We start from the raw sequence: 16,524 nt of genomic DNA, 5'->3' as shown, positions 1-16,524 counted from the left end.
TGGGGCGCGACGAGCCGCCACTGCACCTGCCCGAGGTGGCCGCGCTGCGCCCCGCCGCCCAGATCTCCGGCCGCCGCTGGACGCTCCGGCTTCCGCAGGCGCGGGCCCGGGCCGTGATCGCCGAGATCACCGGCGGCCAGGCCTTCGCCGCACTCGACGACTTCACGCTCGCCACCCCGAGCCTCGAAGACGTGTACCTGGCCCTCGGCGGCCGTCAGAAGGGACTGGTCAAGGCATGACGTCTGCCTGCGACGGGCTTCCGCACCGCTGTACGCCCCGAGGCGCCCGGTGAGCGCGGCCGCGCCCGTGGTCCCGGGCACGACCGGCGCCACGCCCGGCACCGTCCCGGCCGTCCGCGCGGACCCGGCCGCCGCGCCGCTCGCGCCGCGCGCCCGGCTGCTGCCCGCGCTGGGCGCCGTGTACCGGGCGCAGCTGTCGCGCGCCCGGGTGGCGCGGATCCCGCTGCTGTTCGTGGCGACGTTCCAATCGGTCGGCATCATGGTGATGCTGCGCGGGGTCGTCGACGGCGGCGACGCCGAGGCGGCGCGCGCGGTGGTCGCCGGGTCCAGCGTGCTGGTGGTGGCCTTCGTCGCGCTCAACCTGCTCGCCCAGTACTTCGGCCAGCTGCGCGCCTCCGGCGGCCTCGACCACTACGCGACGCTGCCGGTGCCGCCCGCGGCGGTGGTGCTGGGCGCGGCGGGTGCGTACGCCTCGTTCACGGTGCCCGGCACGATCGCCACGGCGGTCACCGGGTGCGTGCTCTTCCAGCTGCCGCTGGTGAACCTGTGGGTGCTGGCGGCGGTCATCCCGCTCGCCGGGGCCGCGCTCGCCGGACTCGGCGCGGCGCTGGGGCTGCTGGCGCCCAAGCAGGAACTGGCCACGCTCTTCGGTCAGCTGGGCATGTCGGCGGCGCTGCTGCTGGGCGTGCTGCCGGCCGGGAACATGCCCGCGCCGATCGGTCTCGTCCGGGACCTGCTGCCGTCCACGTACGGCGTGGAGGCCTTCGCCCGGACCTTCGACCCGCATCCGGACTGGGTCATGGTGGGCGCGGATCTGTCGGTGTGCGCGGCCGTCGGCGTGGTGTCGCTGGCCGCCGCGACCTGGGCGTACCGCCGGGCCGCCTGCCGGTGAACCCGCCGGTGGACCCGTCGGCGAGCCCGCGGTGAAGCGGGCGAACACATGACCTGGCACGATGGGCGGGTGACCGCACCCCTGACGCCGCACGACCAGCCGCCGCCCCTGCCGCAGTACCCGGGCGCGGCGGTCTCCGGCGACGTATCGAAGGATGGACGTGCGGCCTTCACCGCCGAACTGCGGGAAGGTGCGCTGGTCGCCGTCGCCGTGGCGGTGACCGGGGTCGTGCTCGGGCTGCTGTGGCTGTGGCTCGCGCCCCTCATCCCGATGGTCTCCGACGGCAAGGCCATCTACCTCAGGGACAGCGAGGGCGAGGAAGCGGTCGGAGCGGACGGCACCTTCGTGCTGCTGGGACTCGCCATGGGCGCGGTGACGGCGGCCCTGGTCTTCTGGCGCCGGCGGCGCGGCGGCATCGGGGTCGTTCTCGGCCTGGCGGTCGGCGGGCTGCTCGGCTCGGTGCTCGCCTGGCGCCTCGGGGTCTGGCTGGGCCCGACGAGCGACCTGATCGCCCATGCCAAGGAGGTCGGCCCGAAGGTCGTCTTCGACGGCCCGCTGCGGCTGCGCGCCAAGGGCGCCCTCGTCGCCTGGCCGGCCGCGGCCATGCTCGTACACCTCTGTCTGACGTCCGCCTTCGGGCCGCGGGAACCGCAGCAGCCGCAGTCGTGGGACACGTCCTACCCGGCACCGCACCCGGCGCCCCACCCCGCTCCGGGCCAGGGACCGTTCGCGCCGCCGGCCGACCGGAACCCGGCCGACCGGAACCCGGCGGACCGGAACCCGCCCGTCCAGGGATCCGGCGAGCAGGATCCCTGGCAACGGGGTCCTGAGCACGGGAGCCCTGAACGCGGGGGCCCTGCGTTCTAGGGCCTGTCGTCTGGCCCTAGGCCGGCCGCCGGCCGTGGTTGGCGCGGCCTTTCCTTATCCGCCATTTCCGCATGCGGGTGCGTCGGGACATGGTGTCGGCTCCCCTCGTCGCGGGTGCTCCGTCCGGGACACCGTGCGCGCATCGGGCGCAATCGTCCAGAAGGACTGCGGGGTTCCGCTAAATCGGCTGGATCCGGGCGACCGGCGCGGTGATCGCGGTGGTGAGCCGGACCAGGTCCTGCGGGGCGAGTTCGACCTCCAGGCCGCGCTTGCCGGCCGAGACGAACACCGTGGTGTGGGTCAGGGCGGAGACGTCCACGACCGTGCGCAGCCGCTTGCGCTGGCCCAGCGGGGAGATGCCGCCCAGCACGTAACCCGTGGTGCGTTCGGCCGCCGCGGGGTCGGCCATCGCGGCGCGCTTGCCGCCGACCGCGGACGCGAGCGCCTTGAGGTCGAGCGAGCCGGCGACCGGGACCACGGCGACAGTCAGCGCCCCGTCGACATCGGCGACCAGTGTCTTGAACACCCGCTCGGGAGCCGTGCCCAGCGCCTCGGCGGCCTCGCCGCCGTACGAGGCGGCCGCCGGGTCGTGGGCATAGGCGTGGACGGTGAAGGCGGCGCCGTCCTGCTCCAGCGCGACGGTGGCGGGGGTGCCGCCGGTGGTCGCCTTGGACTTCCTGGCCATGACGTGCCGTCTCCGATCCATGGTCCTGTCGGTGGTCCCTGCCGGTCCCTGCCGGGTGCTCCGGACGGCCCCGGGGTCAGTTGAGGCTGGCCGGCTGACGGGTCAGGTCGACGGCGGGCAGCGAGGGGAGCTTGCCGATGACGGCGGCCTCGCGGCGCAGCAGCGGCAGTTCGGCCGCCAGCCGGGCCGCGGTGTCCGGCGCCTCCAGCAGCAGCTGCTTGGCCGAGGTCTCGAAGATCGTCGCGGCGGCCACCAGATAGGACAGCACGGACGGGTCGTCGGGCAGTTCCTGCACCGCGACCAGGGTGCGGTCCTGCGCTCCGGCGAGCCGCTTCTGATAGGTGCGGAAGGCCCTGGCGACACCGGCGGCCAGCGTGCCCGCGCCCTCGCCCGGCTCCTCCGGCAGCTCCTCCACCTCGGCGGTCAGATACGGACCTGACGCGTCGACCGACAGCAGCCGGAAGCGGGTGGTGCCGGTGGCGACCACTTCGAAGCCGCCGTCCTCGCGCTCCCCGATGGTGGCGGCCTCCGCGATGCACCCGACCTGGAACAGCGCCCTGGCCGGATCGGGGCCGAGCCCGGCCCCGGCGGTGGTGTCCACCCCGTCCGGGCCGGTCGGTGCCACCTCGTTCCCGTCCTTGATGGCGACCACGGCGAAGCGGCGCGGGGCGTCCTCGGGCAGCGCGAGCAGATCGCCCACGAGCGCGCGGTACCGCTCCTCGAAGATGTGCAGGGGCAGAACGAGACCCGGGAAAAGAGCCGAGTTCAGCGGGAAGAGCGGAAGGCGAGCGGTCACAATCGGACAGCGTACGTGCTGCTCCGGTCGCCGGACGGGGTGCTTTCGCCGCGCAAGCTTCACCGGGTCGCTCCATATCGTCCCCGTAACGACACGCCCGGGCCCCCGGTCAGCCCCTGCGCAGCAGCCGGGAGGCGCCCGCCGCGACGGTGGTGGCCAGGATCCAGCCCAGCAGGACGAGGACGGTGGCCGCCCACTGCGCGCCGCCGGACGGTTTCCACGCGCTGTCCTGGCCCAGGTCGATGACCGGCAGCAGCAGGTCCAGGGCGTACAGCGGGGCGCTCCAGTGCGGGGCCTCGTCCGGTTTCAGCGCCGGCGGCGCGTGAAGGCTGAAGAAGGTGGCGCCGATCGCCCACAGCACCGCCATCCACACGGCGGCCCGGCCCGGCCGGTACCCGTAGCCGACGGTGATGTCCTGGAGATACCCCCACAGCGTGCCGGCCAGCGGCAGCGCCTCACGGCGGCGCCGCTGCTTGGCGAGCAGCACCTCGCGCGCGTCGGAGTCCTCACCGCCGGCCCGCAGCGCCGCGGCGAGGTGCTCGTACGGCTCCGGGCTGTACTCGGGGGTGGCGGCGGCCAGCCAGGCGATGCGGTCGCGCAGCGGGAACGCCCCCGCCGGGCTGAGCGTGGTGTAGCTGAAGCCCGCCAGGTCCAGGCCGCCGGACTCCGGCCAGCTCTGCCGGGTGTCGGTGAGGTTGCCCACCCGGGCGCCGGCCAGTGAGACGGTGCCGGTCGGCGGCTGGCTGAGCGTGAAGCGCAGTTCCGGTGTCTGGATCCGCCGCAGCGACAGCTGCTGGGAGCCGGTGAGCCGGAACCGCGCCCGGGTGATGATCACCGCGTTGCCGAACCGGCCGTCGTCCAGCCGGACCGCGCCCTCGCAGCTGAAGTTGCGGGTCCGCACCCCGGCCGGCGGGGTGCCGCCGCTGTCCCCGCCGGTGGCCATCCAGCCGGCGCTCAGATAGAGGGTGTGCTCGACGGTGACCCGCGCGGCGTTCAGCGCGTAACGGCCGTAGGGGTTGTGCAGCAGGCTGCCGCGCAGGCTCAGCCGCCCGCCGATGCGGGCGCTGCGCAGGCTGATCTCGCCGGTCACGTCCATCAGCTCGGCCTCGACGTCCTGGGCGACGCTGAGCCCGTCGGCGGCGATCGCCCGGCCGTGCCGGTCGCGGCCCACCGTGAGCTGGTTGAGCAGCAGATCGGTGCCGATGTGCGCGTCGGTGAGCCGTATGCCGCCCTCGATGGAGCACTGCGGCAGATGCAGATCACCGGTGGTGGTGAGGCGGGCCGCCTCCAGGCGGGGGATCGAGCAGTGCACCATGCGCAGCGTCGTGAACTGGCACTCGGGCAGCAGGATCTGCTGGTCGAAGTGGCAGTCGTGCATCTCCACGTACGGGGTGACCTGGCCGCCCGACAGATTCAGCTGGCCGCTGATGCGGGCCCCGGAGAGCTTGACGCACGCGACCCGGCCGGGCTCGGCGGGCGGTCCGTCCAGCAGGAGCGTGGCGATCACCTCGGCGCGTACCGTCCGCTCCGGGCCCCAGGCCCGGTCGGTGGCCGGGTCGTCCCGCTCGGGGATGCCGGTGCGCAGATCGTGCACCACACCCCGGCGGAAGGCGGTCCACAGATCCTTCTCCGGCTCGGTCCAGTCACCCGGCGCCCTGATCCCCGACGGCTCGGTCACCGCGTCCCCTCCCGGTTCCGTGTCGCACCGTGCGACACACGGAACCGTAGCCCGGCGTGATCACCGGCCGGGGACGTATCAGGGAGTGGAACCGGAGAACGGCTGAGAACAGCGTTCTCTACACTTGACAGGGTGATCTCCCGAATCGATCTGCGTGGTGCCGCCTTCCCGGAGGACGGCATCGACCGCGACCTGCTGCCCCGAGCCGAGTTCGACGTGGAAGCCGCCCTGGACCAGGTGCGGCCCATCTGCGAGGACGTACGCCATCGTGGGACCGCGGCGCTGATCGACTACGCGCGGAAGTTCGACGGCGTCACCCTGGAGCGCGTCCGGGTGCCCGCGGTGGCACTGGCGACCGCCCTGGAGGAGCTGGACCCGAAGATCCGCGCCGCCCTGGAGGAGTCGATCCGGCGGGCCAGGATCGTGCACCACGAGCAGCGCCGCACCGACACGACGGTGCAGGTGGTGCCCGGTGGCACGGTCACCGAGCGCTGGGTGCCGGTCGAGCGCGTCGGGCTGTACGTGCCGGGCGGACTGGCCGCCTACGCGTCGTCCGTCGTCATGAACGTGGTCCCGGCCCAGGAGGCCGGCGTCGAGGGCATCGCCGTCTCGTCGCCCCCGCAGAAGGACTTCGGCGGCCTGCCCAACCCGACGATCCTCGCCGCCTGCGCGCTGCTCGGCGTGGACGAGGTCTACGCCGCCGGCGGCGCCCAGGCCATCGCGATGTTCGCGTACGGCACCGAGGAGTGCCGTCCGGTCAACCTGGTCACCGGTCCCGGCAACATCTACGTCGCGTCGGCCAAGCGGCTGCTCAAGGGCCGGATCGGGATCGACGCCGAGGCCGGTCCGACCGAGATCGCCGTCCTCGCCGACGCCACCGCTGACCCGGTGCACGTCGCCGCCGACCTGATCAGCCAGGCCGAGCACGACACCCTGGCGGCGGCCGTGCTGGTCACCACCTCGGTGGAGCTGGCCGAGCGGGTCGAGAAGGAGCTGGCGGCGCAGGTCGGTGTCACCAAGCACAGCGAGCGCATCCTGGCCGCGCTGGCCGGCCGGCAGTCGGCCGTGGTGCTGGTCGACACGATCGACCAGGGCCTCGCCGTCGTCGACGCCTACGGCGCGGAGCACCTGGAGATCCAGACCGCGGACGCCGCCGCCGTCGCCGCCCGGGTCCGCAACGCCGGCGCGATCTTCGTCGGCGCGTACGCCCCGGTCTCGCTCGGCGACTACTGCGCCGGCTCGAACCACGTACTGCCCACCGGCGGCTGCGCCTGCCACTCCTCGGGCCTGTCCGTGCAATCGTTCCTGCGCGGCATCCACGTCGTGGACTACAGCCGCGACGCGCTCGCCGAGGTCACCCACCACGTGGTGACGCTCGCCGACGCCGAGGACCTGCCCGCGCACGGCGCCGCGCTCCGGGCCCGCTTCGACTGGCAGGTGCCCCAGTGACCCGCACGGGCTCCGGCATCGGCATCGACGATCTGCCCATCCGTGACGAGCTGCGCGGCCTGACCCCCTACGGCGCGCCGCAGCTCGACGTCCCGGTGCGGCTGAACACCAACGAGAACCCGTACCCGCTGCCCGAGGCCCTCGTGCGGCGGATCGGCGAGCGGGTCACCGAGGCCGCCAGGGCGCTGAACCGCTACCCGGACCGGGACGCGGTGGAGCTGCGCACCGAGCTGGCCGCGTACCTCAGCCGCACCGCCGGCCACGGGGTCACCAAAGAGCAGGTGTGGGCGGCCAACGGTTCGAACGAGGTCATCCAGCAGTTGCTGCAGACCTTCGGCGGACCCGGGCGCAGCGCGATCGGCTTCGAGCCCTCGTACTCGATGCACGCGCTGATCTCGCGCGGCACCGGCACCGGGTGGATCTCCGGGCCGCGCCGCGCGGACTTCACCATCGACGTGGACGCCGCCGTGGCGGAGATCGCCGCGCGCCGGCCGGACGTCGTCTTCATCTGCTCGCCGAACAACCCCACCGGCACGGCCGTCGAAGCCGACACCGTACTGGCGCTGTACGAGGCGGCGCAGGCCGCCCGGCCGTCGCTGGTCGTCGTCGACGAGGCGTACGTCGAGTTCTCGCACCGGCCGTCGCTGCTGTCGCTCATCGAGGGCCGGCCGAACCTGGTCGTCAGCCGCACCATGTCGAAGGCGTTCGGCGCGGCAGGGCTGCGGCTCGGCTACCTCGCCGCGGACCCGGCCGTCGTCGACGCCGTCCAGCTGGTGCGCCTGCCGTACCACCTGTCGGCCGTCACGCAGGCCACCGCGCTCGCGGCGCTGGAGCACACCGATACGCTGCTGGGGTACGTCGAGCAGCTCAAGGCCGAGCGGGACCGACTGGTCACCGAATTGCGCGCCCTGGGCTGCGAGGTCACGGACTCGGACGCGAACTTCGTGCAGTTCGGCCGCTTCGCGGACAGCCACGCCGCCTGGCAGGCGATCCTCGACCGCGGCGTGCTCGTCCGCGACAACGGTGTACCGGGATGGCTGCGGGTCACCGCGGGCACCCCGGAGGAGAACGACGCGTTCCTGGACGCGGTTCGCGCAATGCAGAAGGAGACCGTATGACCCGCGTGGGCCGTGTGGAACGCACCACCAAGGAAACGTCCGTCGTCGTCGAGATCGACCTGGACGGCAGGGGCGACGTCTCCGTATCCACCGGTGTCGGCTTCTACGACCACATGCTCGACCAGCTCGGCCGCCACGGACTCTTCGACCTGTCGGTCAAGACCGAGGGCGACCTGCACATCGACACCCACCACACCATCGAGGACACCGCCCTCGCGCTCGGCGCCGCCTTCCGGCAGGCGCTCGGCGACAAGGTCGGGATCTACCGCTTCGGCAACTGCACGGTGCCGCTGGACGAGTCGCTCGCCCAGGTCACCGTGGACCTGTCGGGCCGTCCCTACCTGGTGCACACCGAGCCCGAGAACATGGCTCCCATGATCGGCTCGTACGACACGACGATGACCCGGCACATCCTGGAGTCCTTCGTCGCGCAGGCGCAGATCGCGCTGCACGTCCACGTCCCGTACGGCCGCAACGCGCACCACATCGTGGAGTGCCAGTTCAAGGCCCTGGCCCGCGCCCTGCGGTACGCCTCCGAGCGTGACCCGCGCGCGGCCGGCATCCTCCCCTCGACCAAGGGCGCACTGTGAACACCGCATCGACCGTCTACATCGTCCTCGGGCTCTTCCTCGCCGGCGGCGTCTACTCCTTCTGGAAGCAGAAGCTTCCGACGGGCGTCATCGTCCTGCTCGGCATCGGTGCGCTCATGGCGTTCGGTGCCGGCCTGATGTCGCTGTAGGGGGCCGCCATGAGCAAGAGCGTGGTTGTCCTCGACTACGGATTCGGCAACGTCCGCTCGGCCGAGCGCGCGCTGGCGCACGTCGGCGCCGACGTCGAGATCACCAGTGACTTCGACCGGGCCATGAACGCCGACGGGCTGCTGGTGCCCGGCGTCGGGGCGTTCGCCGCCTGCATGGCCGGGCTGAAGTCGGTCCGCGGTGAGTGGATCATCGGCCGGCGGCTGTCCGGCGGCCGGCCCGTGATGGGGATCTGCGTCGGGATGCAGATCCTGTTCGCGCGCGGGGTGGAGCACGGCACCGAGACCGAGGGCTGCGACGAGTGGCCCGGCACGGTCGAGCCGTTGCAGGCCCCGATCGTCCCGCACATGGGCTGGAACACGGTCAAGGCGCCCGAGGACACCCGGCAGTTCGCCGGTCTCGACGCCGACGCCCGCTTCTACTTCGTGCACTCGTACGCGGTGCGGGAGTGGGAGCTGGAGGTCACCAACCCCCATATCCGCTCACCGAAGGTCACCTGGGCCACGCACGGCGAACCGTTCGTCGCCGCCGTGGAGAACGGCCCGCTGTGGGCCACCCAGTTCCACCCCGAGAAGTCCGGCGACGCCGGTGCCCAGCTGCTGACCAACTGGCTCGACCACCTCTAGAACCTCTAGGACGTCACTTCCTATGGCTACGAACCGCCTCGAACTCCTTCCCGCCGTCGACGTCCGCGACGGCCAGGCCGTCCGCCTCGTCCATGGCGAGTCCGGCTCCGAGACGTCCTACGGCGACCCGCTGGCCGCCGCCCTCGCCTGGCAGCAGGCGGGCGCCGAGTGGCTGCACCTGGTGGACCTGGACGCGGCCTTCGGCACCGGTGACAACCGGGCGCGGATCGCCGAGGTCGCGGGATCGATGGACATCAAGGTCGAGCTGTCCGGCGGCATCCGCGACGACGCGTCGCTCGCGGCGGCACTGGCCACCGGCTGCACCCGCGTCAACCTCGGCACCGCCGCCCTGGAGACGCCCGAGTGGGTCGCCAAGGTCATCGCCGAGTACGGCGACCGGATCGCGGTCGGCCTGGACGTCCGCGGCACCACCCTGCGCGGCCGCGGCTGGACCCGCGACGGCGGCGACCTGTTCGAGACGCTCGCCCGGCTGGACTCCGAAGGGTGCGCCCGGTACGTCGTCACCGACATCGCCAAGGACGGCACCCTCCAGGGACCCAACCTGGAACTGCTGAAGAACGTGTGCGCCGCCACCGACAAGCCCGTCGTCGCGTCCGGTGGCGTCTCGTCGCTCGACGATCTGCGCGCGATCGCCACGTTGGTACCCGAAGGTGTCGAAGGCGCCATCGTGGGCAAGGCCCTTTACGCCAAGGCGTTCACCTTGGAAGAGGCGTTGGAGGCCGTTTCACGATGACCGAATCCCCCGCAGTTCGCCGCGTGCAGTCCGACCACAGCCCCTGGGAGGAGACCATGGGCTTCGCCCGTGCCGTCGCGGCCGGGGACCGGGTCATCGTCGCGGGCACCATGCCACTGGTCGGCGGTGTGGTGCGGGGCGAGGGAAGCCCGTACGAGCAGACGCTGCTCGCCTTCGGCAACGCGATCGCCGCGCTGGAGCCGTTCGGCCTCGGGGCCGACAGCGTCATCCGCACCCGGATGTACCTCAGCCACGCCCGGGACGCGGAGGATGTCGGCCGCGCCCACAAGGAACTGTTCGGCGATGTACGGCCGGCCGCGACGATGGTCGTCGTCAACGGCTTCGTCGACTCGCGGGTGCTGGTCGAGGTCGAGGTCGAAGCGTATCGAGGAGCCCCTGAATGACCCTCGCGGTCCGAGTCATCCCCTGCCTGGACGTGGACAACGGCCGGGTCGTCAAGGGCGTCAACTTCCAGAACCTGCGGGACGCGGGCGACCCCGTCGAGATGGCGAAGCTCTATGACGCCGAAGGCGCGGACGAGCTGACGTTCCTCGACATCACCGCCTCCTCGGGCGACCGCGAGACCACCTACGACGTGGTGCGCCGTACCGCGGAACAGGTCTTCATCCCGCTCACCGTCGGCGGTGGCGTCCGCACCACGGACGACGTCGACAAGCTGCTGCGCGCCGGAGCGGACAAGGTCGGCGTCAACACCGCCGCCATCGCCCGCCCGGACCTGATCCGGGAGATCGCCGAGCGCTTCGGCCGACAGGTGCTCGTGCTCTCCGTCGACGCCCGGCGGAACGCGTCCGGCGGGTTCGAGGTCACCACGCACGGCGGCCGGCAGGGCACCGGTATCGACGCCGTCGAATGGGCGCACCGGGCCGCGGAACTGGGCGCCGGGGAGATCCTGCTGAACTCGATGGACGCCGACGGCACCAAGGACGGCTACGACCTCGCCATGATCGAGGCCGTCCGCAAGCACGTCACCGTCCCCGTCATCGCCTCCGGCGGCGCCGGCAAGCTCGCCGACTTCGCCCCCGCGGTGGCGGTCGGCGCCGACGCGGTGCTGGCGGCATCGGTCTTCCACTTCGGGGACCTGCGCATCGGGGACGTCAAGAACGCGCTGCGCGAGGCCGGTCACCCCGTCCGCTGAGGAGTCCGTCCGTTCACCTGCCCTTGCTCAGCGCCCGCAGGTACTCGCGGTTCATCGCCGCGATGGACGGCAGCGGGATGCCCTTCGGGCAGGCCGTGGCGCATTCACCGGTGTTGGTGCAGCCGCCGAAGCCCTCGGCGTCCATGGCCCCGACCATGTCCAGCACGCGGGACTCGCGCTCGGGCGCCCCCTGCGGCAGCACGTTGAGGTGGACGACCTTCGCCGAGGTGAAGAGCATCGCCGAGCCGTTCGGGCAGGCCGCCACGCAGGCGCCGCAGCCGATGCACTCGGCGTGCTCGAAGGCGGTGTCGGCGACCGGCTTGGGCACCGCGGTGGCGTGCGCCTCCGGGGCGGCGCCGGTGGGCGCGGTGATGTAGCCGCCGGAGCCGATGATGCGGTCGAACGCGGACCGGTCGACGACGAGGTCCTTGACCACCGGGAAGGCGGCGGCGCGCCACGGCTCGACGTCGATGGTGTCGCCGTCGGTGAAGTGCCGCATGTGCAGCTGGCAGGTGGTGGTCCGCTCGGGGCCGTGCGCCCGGCCGTTGATGACCATGCCGCAGGCGCCGCAGATGCCCTCGCGGCAGTCGTGGTCGAACGCCACGGGCTCGTCACCGGCGAGGATCAGCTCCTCGTTCAGATGGTCCAGCATCTCCAGGAACGACATGTCGGGGGAGATGCCGGTGACGTCGTAGGTGGTCATCCGGCCCGGCTCGTCGGGGCCGGTCTGCCGCCAGATGCGCAGGGTCAGTTTCACGCGTAGCTCCGCTGGGTGGGGTGGACGTGCTCGAAGACCAGGTCTTCTCGGTGCAGGACGGGGGCGCGGCCGATACCGGTGAACTCCCAGGCCGCGGCGTACGCGAAGGACTCGTCGTCGCGGGCGGCCTCGCCGTCCGGGGTCTGGCTCTCCTCGCGGAAGTGGCCGCCGCACGACTCGGCGCGGTGCAGGGCGTCCAGGCACATCAGCTCGGCGAGTTCCAGATGGTCGGCGATGCGGTTGGCCTGCTCCAGTGACTGGTTGAGGTCGGCGCCGGAGCCGGGCACCCTGACCCGGCGCCAGAACTCGTCGCGCAGCTGCGGGATGCGGTTCAGGGCCTTGCGCAGCCCGGTCTCGGTGCGGGCCATGCCGCACTCGTCCCAGAGCAGCTCGCCCAGTTCGCGGTGGAAGGACTCGGGGGTGCGGTCGCCGTTGACGGCGAGCAGCAGGTTGAGCCGGTCCTCGGTGTCGGCGACGGCCTCGGCGACCGCCGGATGCGCGGGGTCCACGGTGTCGTGCGGGTGCCGGGCCAGATAGTCGTTGAGGGTGGCCGGCAGGACGAAGTAGCCGTCGGCCAGGCCCTGCATGAGGGCGCTGGCGCCCAGCCGGTTGGCGCCGTGGTCGGAGAAGTTGGCCTCGCCGATGGCGAAGAGACCGGGCACCGTGGTCTGCAGGTCGTAGTCGACCCACAGGCCGCCCATCGTGTAGTGGATCGCGGGATAGATCCGCATCGGCGCCGCGTACGGGTCCTCGGCGGTGATCCGCGCGTACATCTCGAAGAGGTTGCCGTACTTCTCCTCCACCGCGGCGCGGCCGGTCCTGGTGATGGCGTCGGCGAAGTCCAGATAGACGCCCTGCCCGCCGGGTCCGACGCCGCGCCCCTCGTCGCAGACGTTCTTGGCGGCGCGCGAGGCGATGTCGCGGGGCACCAGGTTGCCGAACGCCGGGTAGAGCCGCTCCAGGTAGTAGTCCCGCTCCTCCTCCGGGATCGCGTTCGGCGGGCGTTCGTCGCCCCGCACCTTCGGGACCCAGATCCGGCCGTCGTTGCGCAGCGACTCGCTCATCAGCGTCAGCTTCGACTGGTGGTCGCCGGAGCGCGGGATGCAGGTGGGGTGGATTTGGGTGAAGCAGGGATTGGCGAAGTACGCGCCGCGCCGGTGGGCCCGCCAGATGGCGGTGGCGTTGGAGTTCTTGGCGTTGGTCGACAGATGGAAGACGTTGCCGTAGCCGCCGGAGGCGAGCACCACCGCGTCCGCGAAGTAGGTGTCGATGCGGCCGGTGACCAGATCGCGGGCGACGATGCCGCGCGCCCGGCCGTCGACCACGATCAGATCGAGCATCTCGGTCCGCGCGTGCATCTCGACCGTGCCGGCCGCGATCTGCCGGGTGAGCGCCTGGTACGCGCCGAGCAGCAGCTGCTGGCCGGTCTGCCCGCGGGCGTAGAAGGTCCGCGACACCTGGACGCCGCCGAACGAGCGGGTGTCGAGGAGACCGCCGTACTCGCGGGCGAACGGGACGCCCTGGGCGACGCACTGGTCGATGATCTCCACCGACACCTGCGCGAGGCGGTGCACATTGGACTCCCGGGCGCGGAAGTCACCGCCCTTGACGGTGTCGTAGAACAGCCGCTGCACCGAGTCGCCGTCGTTGCGGTAGTTCTTGGCGGCGTTGATGCCGCCCTGCGCGGCGATGGAGTGCGCCCTGCGCGGCGAGTCCTGATAGCAGAACTGCACGACGTGGTAGCCCTGTTCGGCCAGCGTGGCGCCGGCCGCGCCGCCGGCCAGCCCGGTGCCGACCACGATGACGGTGTGCCGGCGGCGGTTGGCCGGGTTCACCAGCTTCGCCTCGAAGCGGCGGCGGTCCCAGCGCTCGGCGATCGGGCCTTCGGGGGCCTTGGTGTCGACGACGGGTTCGCCGGTGGTCCAGCGCGAGTAGTCGGTCATGTCAGCTCACGACTCCAGTCATGACGGCAACGGGCACGGCGATGAATCCGCAGGTCAGGACGAGCGCCAGGGCGTTGGCCAGGGCTTTCAGCGCGCGGTCCCGCCGGGCGTTGTTGGCGCCGAGGGTCTGCGCGGCGCTCCAGAAGCCGTGCCGGATGTGCAGGCCGAGGGCGAGCATCGCCACGATGTAGAAGACATCGGCGTACCAGTTGCGGAAGTCGGCGACGATGTTCTCGTAGGGGTGGTGCGCCTGGCCGCGCGGATTCACCGTCAGCGTCGTCAGGTCCAGGATGTGCCAGACGATGAACAGCGCGAGGATCACGCCGCCCCAGCGCATGGTGCGGGTGGCGTAACTGGCGCGCTGCCGCCGGTGGGCGTACTTCGCGGGCCGGGCGGCCCGGTCCCGCCGGCTCAGCTGGTACGCCGCGACGCCGTGCAGCACGACGGCCGCCACGAGGCCCAGCCGCATCAGCCACAGGAACCAGCCGTAGTGCAGCACGGGCTCGCCGATGGTGCGCAGCCAGGCCGCGTAGGCGTTGAACTCCGGGGAGCCGAAGAAGATCTTCAGATTGCCGAGCATGTGCCCGACGAGGAAGAGCAGCATCGCCACCCCGGTGACGGCCATGACCGCCTTCTTGCCGACGGTCGAACGCCACAGGGCCGCCGCGGGGGATGGTCGCCGTTCCGTACGTGTCGCCAGTGCCATGGACAGGACGCTAGGCCGGGCGCCGCCATCCGTCCAAGACATGATGTGGCTGCTTTCGATAGGCAATGCCTATGCGGCGATCTAGGCTGGCACCATGCAGCTGCACCAGCTCCAGTACTTCGCCGCCGTCGCGGACCTGCGGCACTTCACCCGCGCCGCCGAGAGCGTCCATGTGGCCCAGCCGTCGCTGTCGCAGCAGATCCGGGCGCTGGAACGGGAACTGGGCGCCGAGCTGTTCCACCGCGCCCGGGGCCACATCACCCTCACCGACGCGGGGGAGGTCCTGCTGCCGCTGGCCCGCCGGATCCTCGCCGACGCCGAGACCGCGCGCCGCGAGGTCCAGGAGGTGGCCCACCTCCAGCGCGGCCGGGTGCGGCTCGGGGCGCCGCCGAGCCTGTGCGCCAGCCTGGTCCCCGATGTCCTGAAGGACTTCCACCGGCGGTACCCCGGTGTCGACCTGGTGGTCCACGAGGACGGCTCGCAGGACCTCGTGCGGGTACTGGCCGCCGGGGAGCTCGACCTCGCCCTGATCATCACCCCGCTCCCCGTCCAGGCTCCCGCCCTGGCCACCGAGGAGCTCCTGCGCGAGGAACTGGTGGCGGTCTCTTCGCCGGCCGATCCCGCTCCGGTGCGCCGCAAGCAGCTACGGATCGAGGACCTGCGCGGCCGTCCGATGGTGATGTTCCGCCGAGGCTACGACCTGCGGGAGTACACCCTCGCGGCCTGCCGGGCGGCCGGCTTCGAGCCGTCCTTCTCCGTCGAGGGCGGTGAGATGGACGCGGTTCTCGGCTTCGTCCGGGCCGGCCTGGGCCTCGCCGTGGTCCCCAGCATGGTCGCGGAGCGCTCCGGCCTGCGCATCACCCCGTTCGCCGCCCCGGGCCTGCACCGCACCATCTCCGTCGCGCACCGCGGCGACGTCTCCCCGCCCCGCGCCGCCCGCGAACTGCGCCGCATCCTGCTGGACGCCACACGGGACCGGTGACCGTCCGGCCCCGCCGACGGCTGCGCGACGGACCCGGTCTAGAGGCCGAGCTTGGTGTCGTACACCTTGGCCACGGCGGCCTTGTCGCCCTCGGTCCCGACCCGCGCCGCCTCCTGGCGGCCGAAGGCGAAGATCGTCAGCTCGCCCGGTTCACCGGTGACCGTCACGACCGGGGTGCCCTTGTGGGCGACGGCGGTCTGGCCGTCGGGGCGGCGCAGGACCAGCCCGACCGGGGACCTGCGGCCCGCGACCCGGGCCATGCGCTCCAGGCGCTTCCAGAGGGCGTCGGAGAAGACGCTGTCCAGCTCGCGGGGAGTCCACTCCGGCTGGGCGCGGCGGACGTCCTCGGCGTGGACGAAGAACTCGACGGTGTTGGCCGCCTCGTCGACCTGCTTGAGGGAGAACGGCGACATCCGCGGCGGCCCGGTGCGGATGAGCTGCACCAGCTCCTCGAACGGCTTCCGCGCGAACTCCTGCCGGACGCGCTCCATCCGGGCCGCGAGCTGCGGGATCACGATCCCGGCGGCGGCGTCGCTGCGGCGTTCGCGGATGACGACGTGCGCGGCCAGATCGCGGGCGGTCCAGCCGTCGCAGAGCGTCGGAGCACCCGCCCCGGCGCTCTCCAGCAGATCGGCGAGGAGCAGACGTTCACGCTGCGCATGAGTCGACATGACGTCAGGTTAGGTCCACTCCTCGCCGCGCGGCTACGGCAGGGCCTTGGTGAGCTTCTTCCCGTCGACCTTGTTGCTGAGGGTCAGCGAGCAGGAGATCGTGTCCTTCTTCTGGATCTGGTACGTCATGAGCGACGGGTACAGCGCGTAGTAGTAATAGGTCTTGCCGTCGGCCGGGATACGGGCGAGACGCTTCTTGGCGTCCGGCTCGCACAGCTTCAGCACCTTGCTCTGGAGCTCGGTCTCGGTGGTGAAGCTGCCGGTCAGGGTCTCGTTCGCGACGACCTCGCCGTCGTGCGGCGAACTGCACGAGCGGGTCGTGACGACGGACACGCTGCTGTCCAGGCCGGGGTGGTCGAAGCACTTGCCCGGGTTCAGCACGACGTACGGCACCAGGTCCGGGGTCGGGCTGCTGCTGGTGGAGCCGGTGGTCGGCAGGTCGGTGGG

General features: G+C 72.1%; 18 protein-coding genes and 2 pseudogenes. 12 read left to right on the top strand and 8 right to left on the bottom strand.

Translation table 11 applies throughout. From position 1 onward, the window contains the following. The 3 genes and pseudogenes from O3W51_RS21665 to O3W51_RS21655 form a co-directional block, all read left to right on the top strand. Positions 1-239: pseudogene (locus O3W51_RS21665) on the top strand (ABC transporter ATP-binding protein); the annotation flags it as partial. 67 nt (positions 240-306) lie between these two features. Then, complete coding sequence (locus O3W51_RS21660) at positions 307-1,131, top strand: ABC transporter permease (protein ID WP_138356964.1); 825 nt, start codon at positions 307-309, stop codon at positions 1,129-1,131. 69 nt (positions 1,132-1,200) lie between these two features. Then, positions 1,201-1,998, top strand: coding sequence for a hypothetical protein (locus tag O3W51_RS21655; protein ID WP_269287180.1), 798 nt, complete (start codon positions 1,201-1,203; stop codon positions 1,996-1,998). Between the two features lie 178 nt (positions 1,999-2,176). Here the strand turns inward: O3W51_RS21655 and ybaK are convergent, their stop codons facing one another. The 3 genes from ybaK to O3W51_RS21640 form a co-directional block, all read right to left on the bottom strand. Continuing rightward, entirely contained in the window at positions 2,177-2,683 is a 507-nt protein-coding gene (gene ybaK, locus O3W51_RS21650; protein ID WP_138356937.1) for a Cys-tRNA(Pro) deacylase, read from the bottom strand. Between the two features lie 76 nt (positions 2,684-2,759). Next, positions 2,760-3,482: an LON peptidase substrate-binding domain-containing protein gene (locus O3W51_RS21645; RefSeq protein WP_269287199.1), complete on the bottom strand. Its 723-nt coding sequence runs from the start codon at positions 3,480-3,482 to the stop codon at positions 2,760-2,762. Between the two features lie 106 nt (positions 3,483-3,588). Next, positions 3,589-5,157, bottom strand: coding sequence for an oxidoreductase (locus O3W51_RS21640; protein ID WP_138356936.1), 1,569 nt, complete (start codon positions 5,155-5,157; stop codon positions 3,589-3,591). Between the two features lie 132 nt (positions 5,158-5,289). Here O3W51_RS21640 and hisD point away from each other — a divergent pair, with 132 nt between their 5' ends. From hisD to hisF, 8 genes are read left to right on the top strand one after another with little or no spacing between them, the layout of a single operon-like run. Next, on the top strand, positions 5,290-6,606 hold the full coding sequence (gene hisD, locus O3W51_RS21635) for a histidinol dehydrogenase (protein WP_164608118.1): 1,317 nt from the start codon (positions 5,290-5,292) through the stop codon (positions 6,604-6,606). Further along, entirely contained in the window at positions 6,603-7,724 is a 1,122-nt protein-coding gene (locus O3W51_RS21630; protein ID WP_244809131.1) for a histidinol-phosphate transaminase, read from the top strand. The genes hisD and O3W51_RS21630 overlap by 4 nt, the downstream gene beginning before the upstream one ends. Beyond that, positions 7,721-8,314 (top strand): imidazoleglycerol-phosphate dehydratase HisB, encoded by a 594-nt coding sequence (gene hisB, locus O3W51_RS21625; protein WP_138356934.1) that lies wholly within the window; start codon positions 7,721-7,723, stop codon positions 8,312-8,314. The genes O3W51_RS21630 and hisB overlap by 4 nt, the downstream gene beginning before the upstream one ends. Continuing rightward, entirely contained in the window at positions 8,311-8,463 is a 153-nt protein-coding gene (locus tag O3W51_RS21620) for a hypothetical protein (RefSeq protein WP_187144832.1), read from the top strand. The genes hisB and O3W51_RS21620 overlap by 4 nt, the downstream gene beginning before the upstream one ends. A 9-nt stretch (positions 8,464-8,472) precedes the next feature. Then, complete coding sequence (hisH, locus tag O3W51_RS21615) at positions 8,473-9,108, top strand: imidazole glycerol phosphate synthase subunit HisH (protein WP_138356933.1); 636 nt, start codon at positions 8,473-8,475, stop codon at positions 9,106-9,108. Positions 9,109-9,130: 22 nt separating this feature from the next. After that, positions 9,131-9,862, top strand: a complete 732-nt coding sequence (gene priA, locus O3W51_RS21610) for a bifunctional 1-(5-phosphoribosyl)-5-((5-phosphoribosylamino)methylideneamino)imidazole-4-carboxamide isomerase/phosphoribosylanthranilate isomerase PriA (RefSeq protein WP_138356932.1) — start codon at positions 9,131-9,133, stop codon at positions 9,860-9,862. Beyond that, a complete protein-coding gene (locus O3W51_RS21605) occupies positions 9,859-10,266 on the top strand; it encodes a RidA family protein (RefSeq protein WP_138356931.1) in 408 nt (135 codons plus the stop codon). Before priA ends, O3W51_RS21605 begins: the two co-directional genes overlap by 4 nt. Beyond that, positions 10,263-11,018, top strand: a complete 756-nt coding sequence (gene hisF, locus O3W51_RS21600) for an imidazole glycerol phosphate synthase subunit HisF (RefSeq protein WP_138356930.1) — start codon at positions 10,263-10,265, stop codon at positions 11,016-11,018. Before O3W51_RS21605 ends, hisF begins: the two co-directional genes overlap by 4 nt. 13 nt (positions 11,019-11,031) lie before the next feature. Here hisF and O3W51_RS21595 read toward each other — a convergent pair whose 3' ends face one another. The 3 genes from O3W51_RS21595 to O3W51_RS21585 are packed head-to-tail and all read right to left on the bottom strand — an operon-like array spanning position 11,032 to position 14,424. After that, the gene (locus O3W51_RS21595; protein ID WP_138356929.1) at positions 11,032-11,775 is read right to left on the bottom strand and encodes a succinate dehydrogenase/fumarate reductase iron-sulfur subunit; all 744 of its coding nucleotides are present in this window, start codon (positions 11,773-11,775) and stop codon (positions 11,032-11,034) included. Then, the gene (locus tag O3W51_RS21590) at positions 11,772-13,718 is read right to left on the bottom strand and encodes a fumarate reductase/succinate dehydrogenase flavoprotein subunit (protein WP_269287177.1); all 1,947 of its coding nucleotides are present in this window, start codon (positions 13,716-13,718) and stop codon (positions 11,772-11,774) included. Before O3W51_RS21590 ends, O3W51_RS21595 begins: the two co-directional genes overlap by 4 nt. Position 13,719: 1 nt before the next feature. Then, positions 13,720-14,424, bottom strand: a complete 705-nt coding sequence (locus tag O3W51_RS21585; protein WP_269287176.1) for a succinate dehydrogenase cytochrome b subunit — start codon at positions 14,422-14,424, stop codon at positions 13,720-13,722. A 94-nt stretch (positions 14,425-14,518) separates the two neighbouring features. On the opposite strand from O3W51_RS21585, the gene O3W51_RS21580 reads away from it, so the two are divergent. Continuing rightward, positions 14,519-15,406 (top strand): LysR family transcriptional regulator, encoded by an 888-nt coding sequence (locus tag O3W51_RS21580; protein WP_269287174.1) that lies wholly within the window; start codon positions 14,519-14,521, stop codon positions 15,404-15,406. A gap of 38 nt (positions 15,407-15,444) precedes the next feature. On the opposite strand, the gene O3W51_RS21575 is transcribed toward O3W51_RS21580, so the two are convergent. Continuing rightward, positions 15,445-16,077 carry a TIGR03085 family metal-binding protein gene (locus O3W51_RS21575; RefSeq protein ID WP_138356925.1) on the bottom strand — a complete coding sequence of 211 codons (633 nt, stop codon included), beginning with the start codon at positions 16,075-16,077 and terminating at the stop codon, positions 15,445-15,447. Between the two features lie 33 nt (positions 16,078-16,110). Further along, positions 16,111-16,524: pseudogene (locus O3W51_RS21570) on the bottom strand (hypothetical protein); the annotation flags it as partial.

It is taken from the genome of Streptomyces sp. H39-C1, assembly GCF_027158125.1.
Classification (GTDB): Bacteria; Actinomycetota; Actinomycetes; order Streptomycetales; family Streptomycetaceae; genus Actinacidiphila; species Actinacidiphila fildesensis.
This window is presented reverse-complemented; position numbering and strand designations above follow the sequence as displayed.

Coding starts and splice junctions, on each gene's coding strand:
- ybaK (WP_138356937.1), bottom strand. CDS start 2,683: ATGGCCAGGAAGTCCAAGGCGACCACCGGCGGCACCCCCGCCACCGTC.
- hisB (WP_138356934.1), top strand. CDS start 7,721: ATGACCCGCGTGGGCCGTGTGGAACGCACCACCAAGGAAACGTCCGTC.
- hisH (WP_138356933.1), top strand. CDS start 8,473: ATGAGCAAGAGCGTGGTTGTCCTCGACTACGGATTCGGCAACGTCCGC.
- priA (WP_138356932.1), top strand. CDS start 9,131: ATGGCTACGAACCGCCTCGAACTCCTTCCCGCCGTCGACGTCCGCGAC.
- O3W51_RS21605 (WP_138356931.1), top strand. CDS start 9,859: ATGACCGAATCCCCCGCAGTTCGCCGCGTGCAGTCCGACCACAGCCCC.
- hisF (WP_138356930.1), top strand. CDS start 10,263: ATGACCCTCGCGGTCCGAGTCATCCCCTGCCTGGACGTGGACAACGGC.
- O3W51_RS21590 (WP_269287177.1), bottom strand. CDS start 13,718: ATGACCGACTACTCGCGCTGGACCACCGGCGAACCCGTCGTCGACACC.
- O3W51_RS21585 (WP_269287176.1), bottom strand. CDS start 14,424: ATGGCACTGGCGACACGTACGGAACGGCGACCATCCCCCGCGGCGGCC.
- O3W51_RS21580 (WP_269287174.1), top strand. CDS start 14,519: ATGCAGCTGCACCAGCTCCAGTACTTCGCCGCCGTCGCGGACCTGCGG.
- O3W51_RS21575 (WP_138356925.1), bottom strand. CDS start 16,077: ATGTCGACTCATGCGCAGCGTGAACGTCTGCTCCTCGCCGATCTGCTG.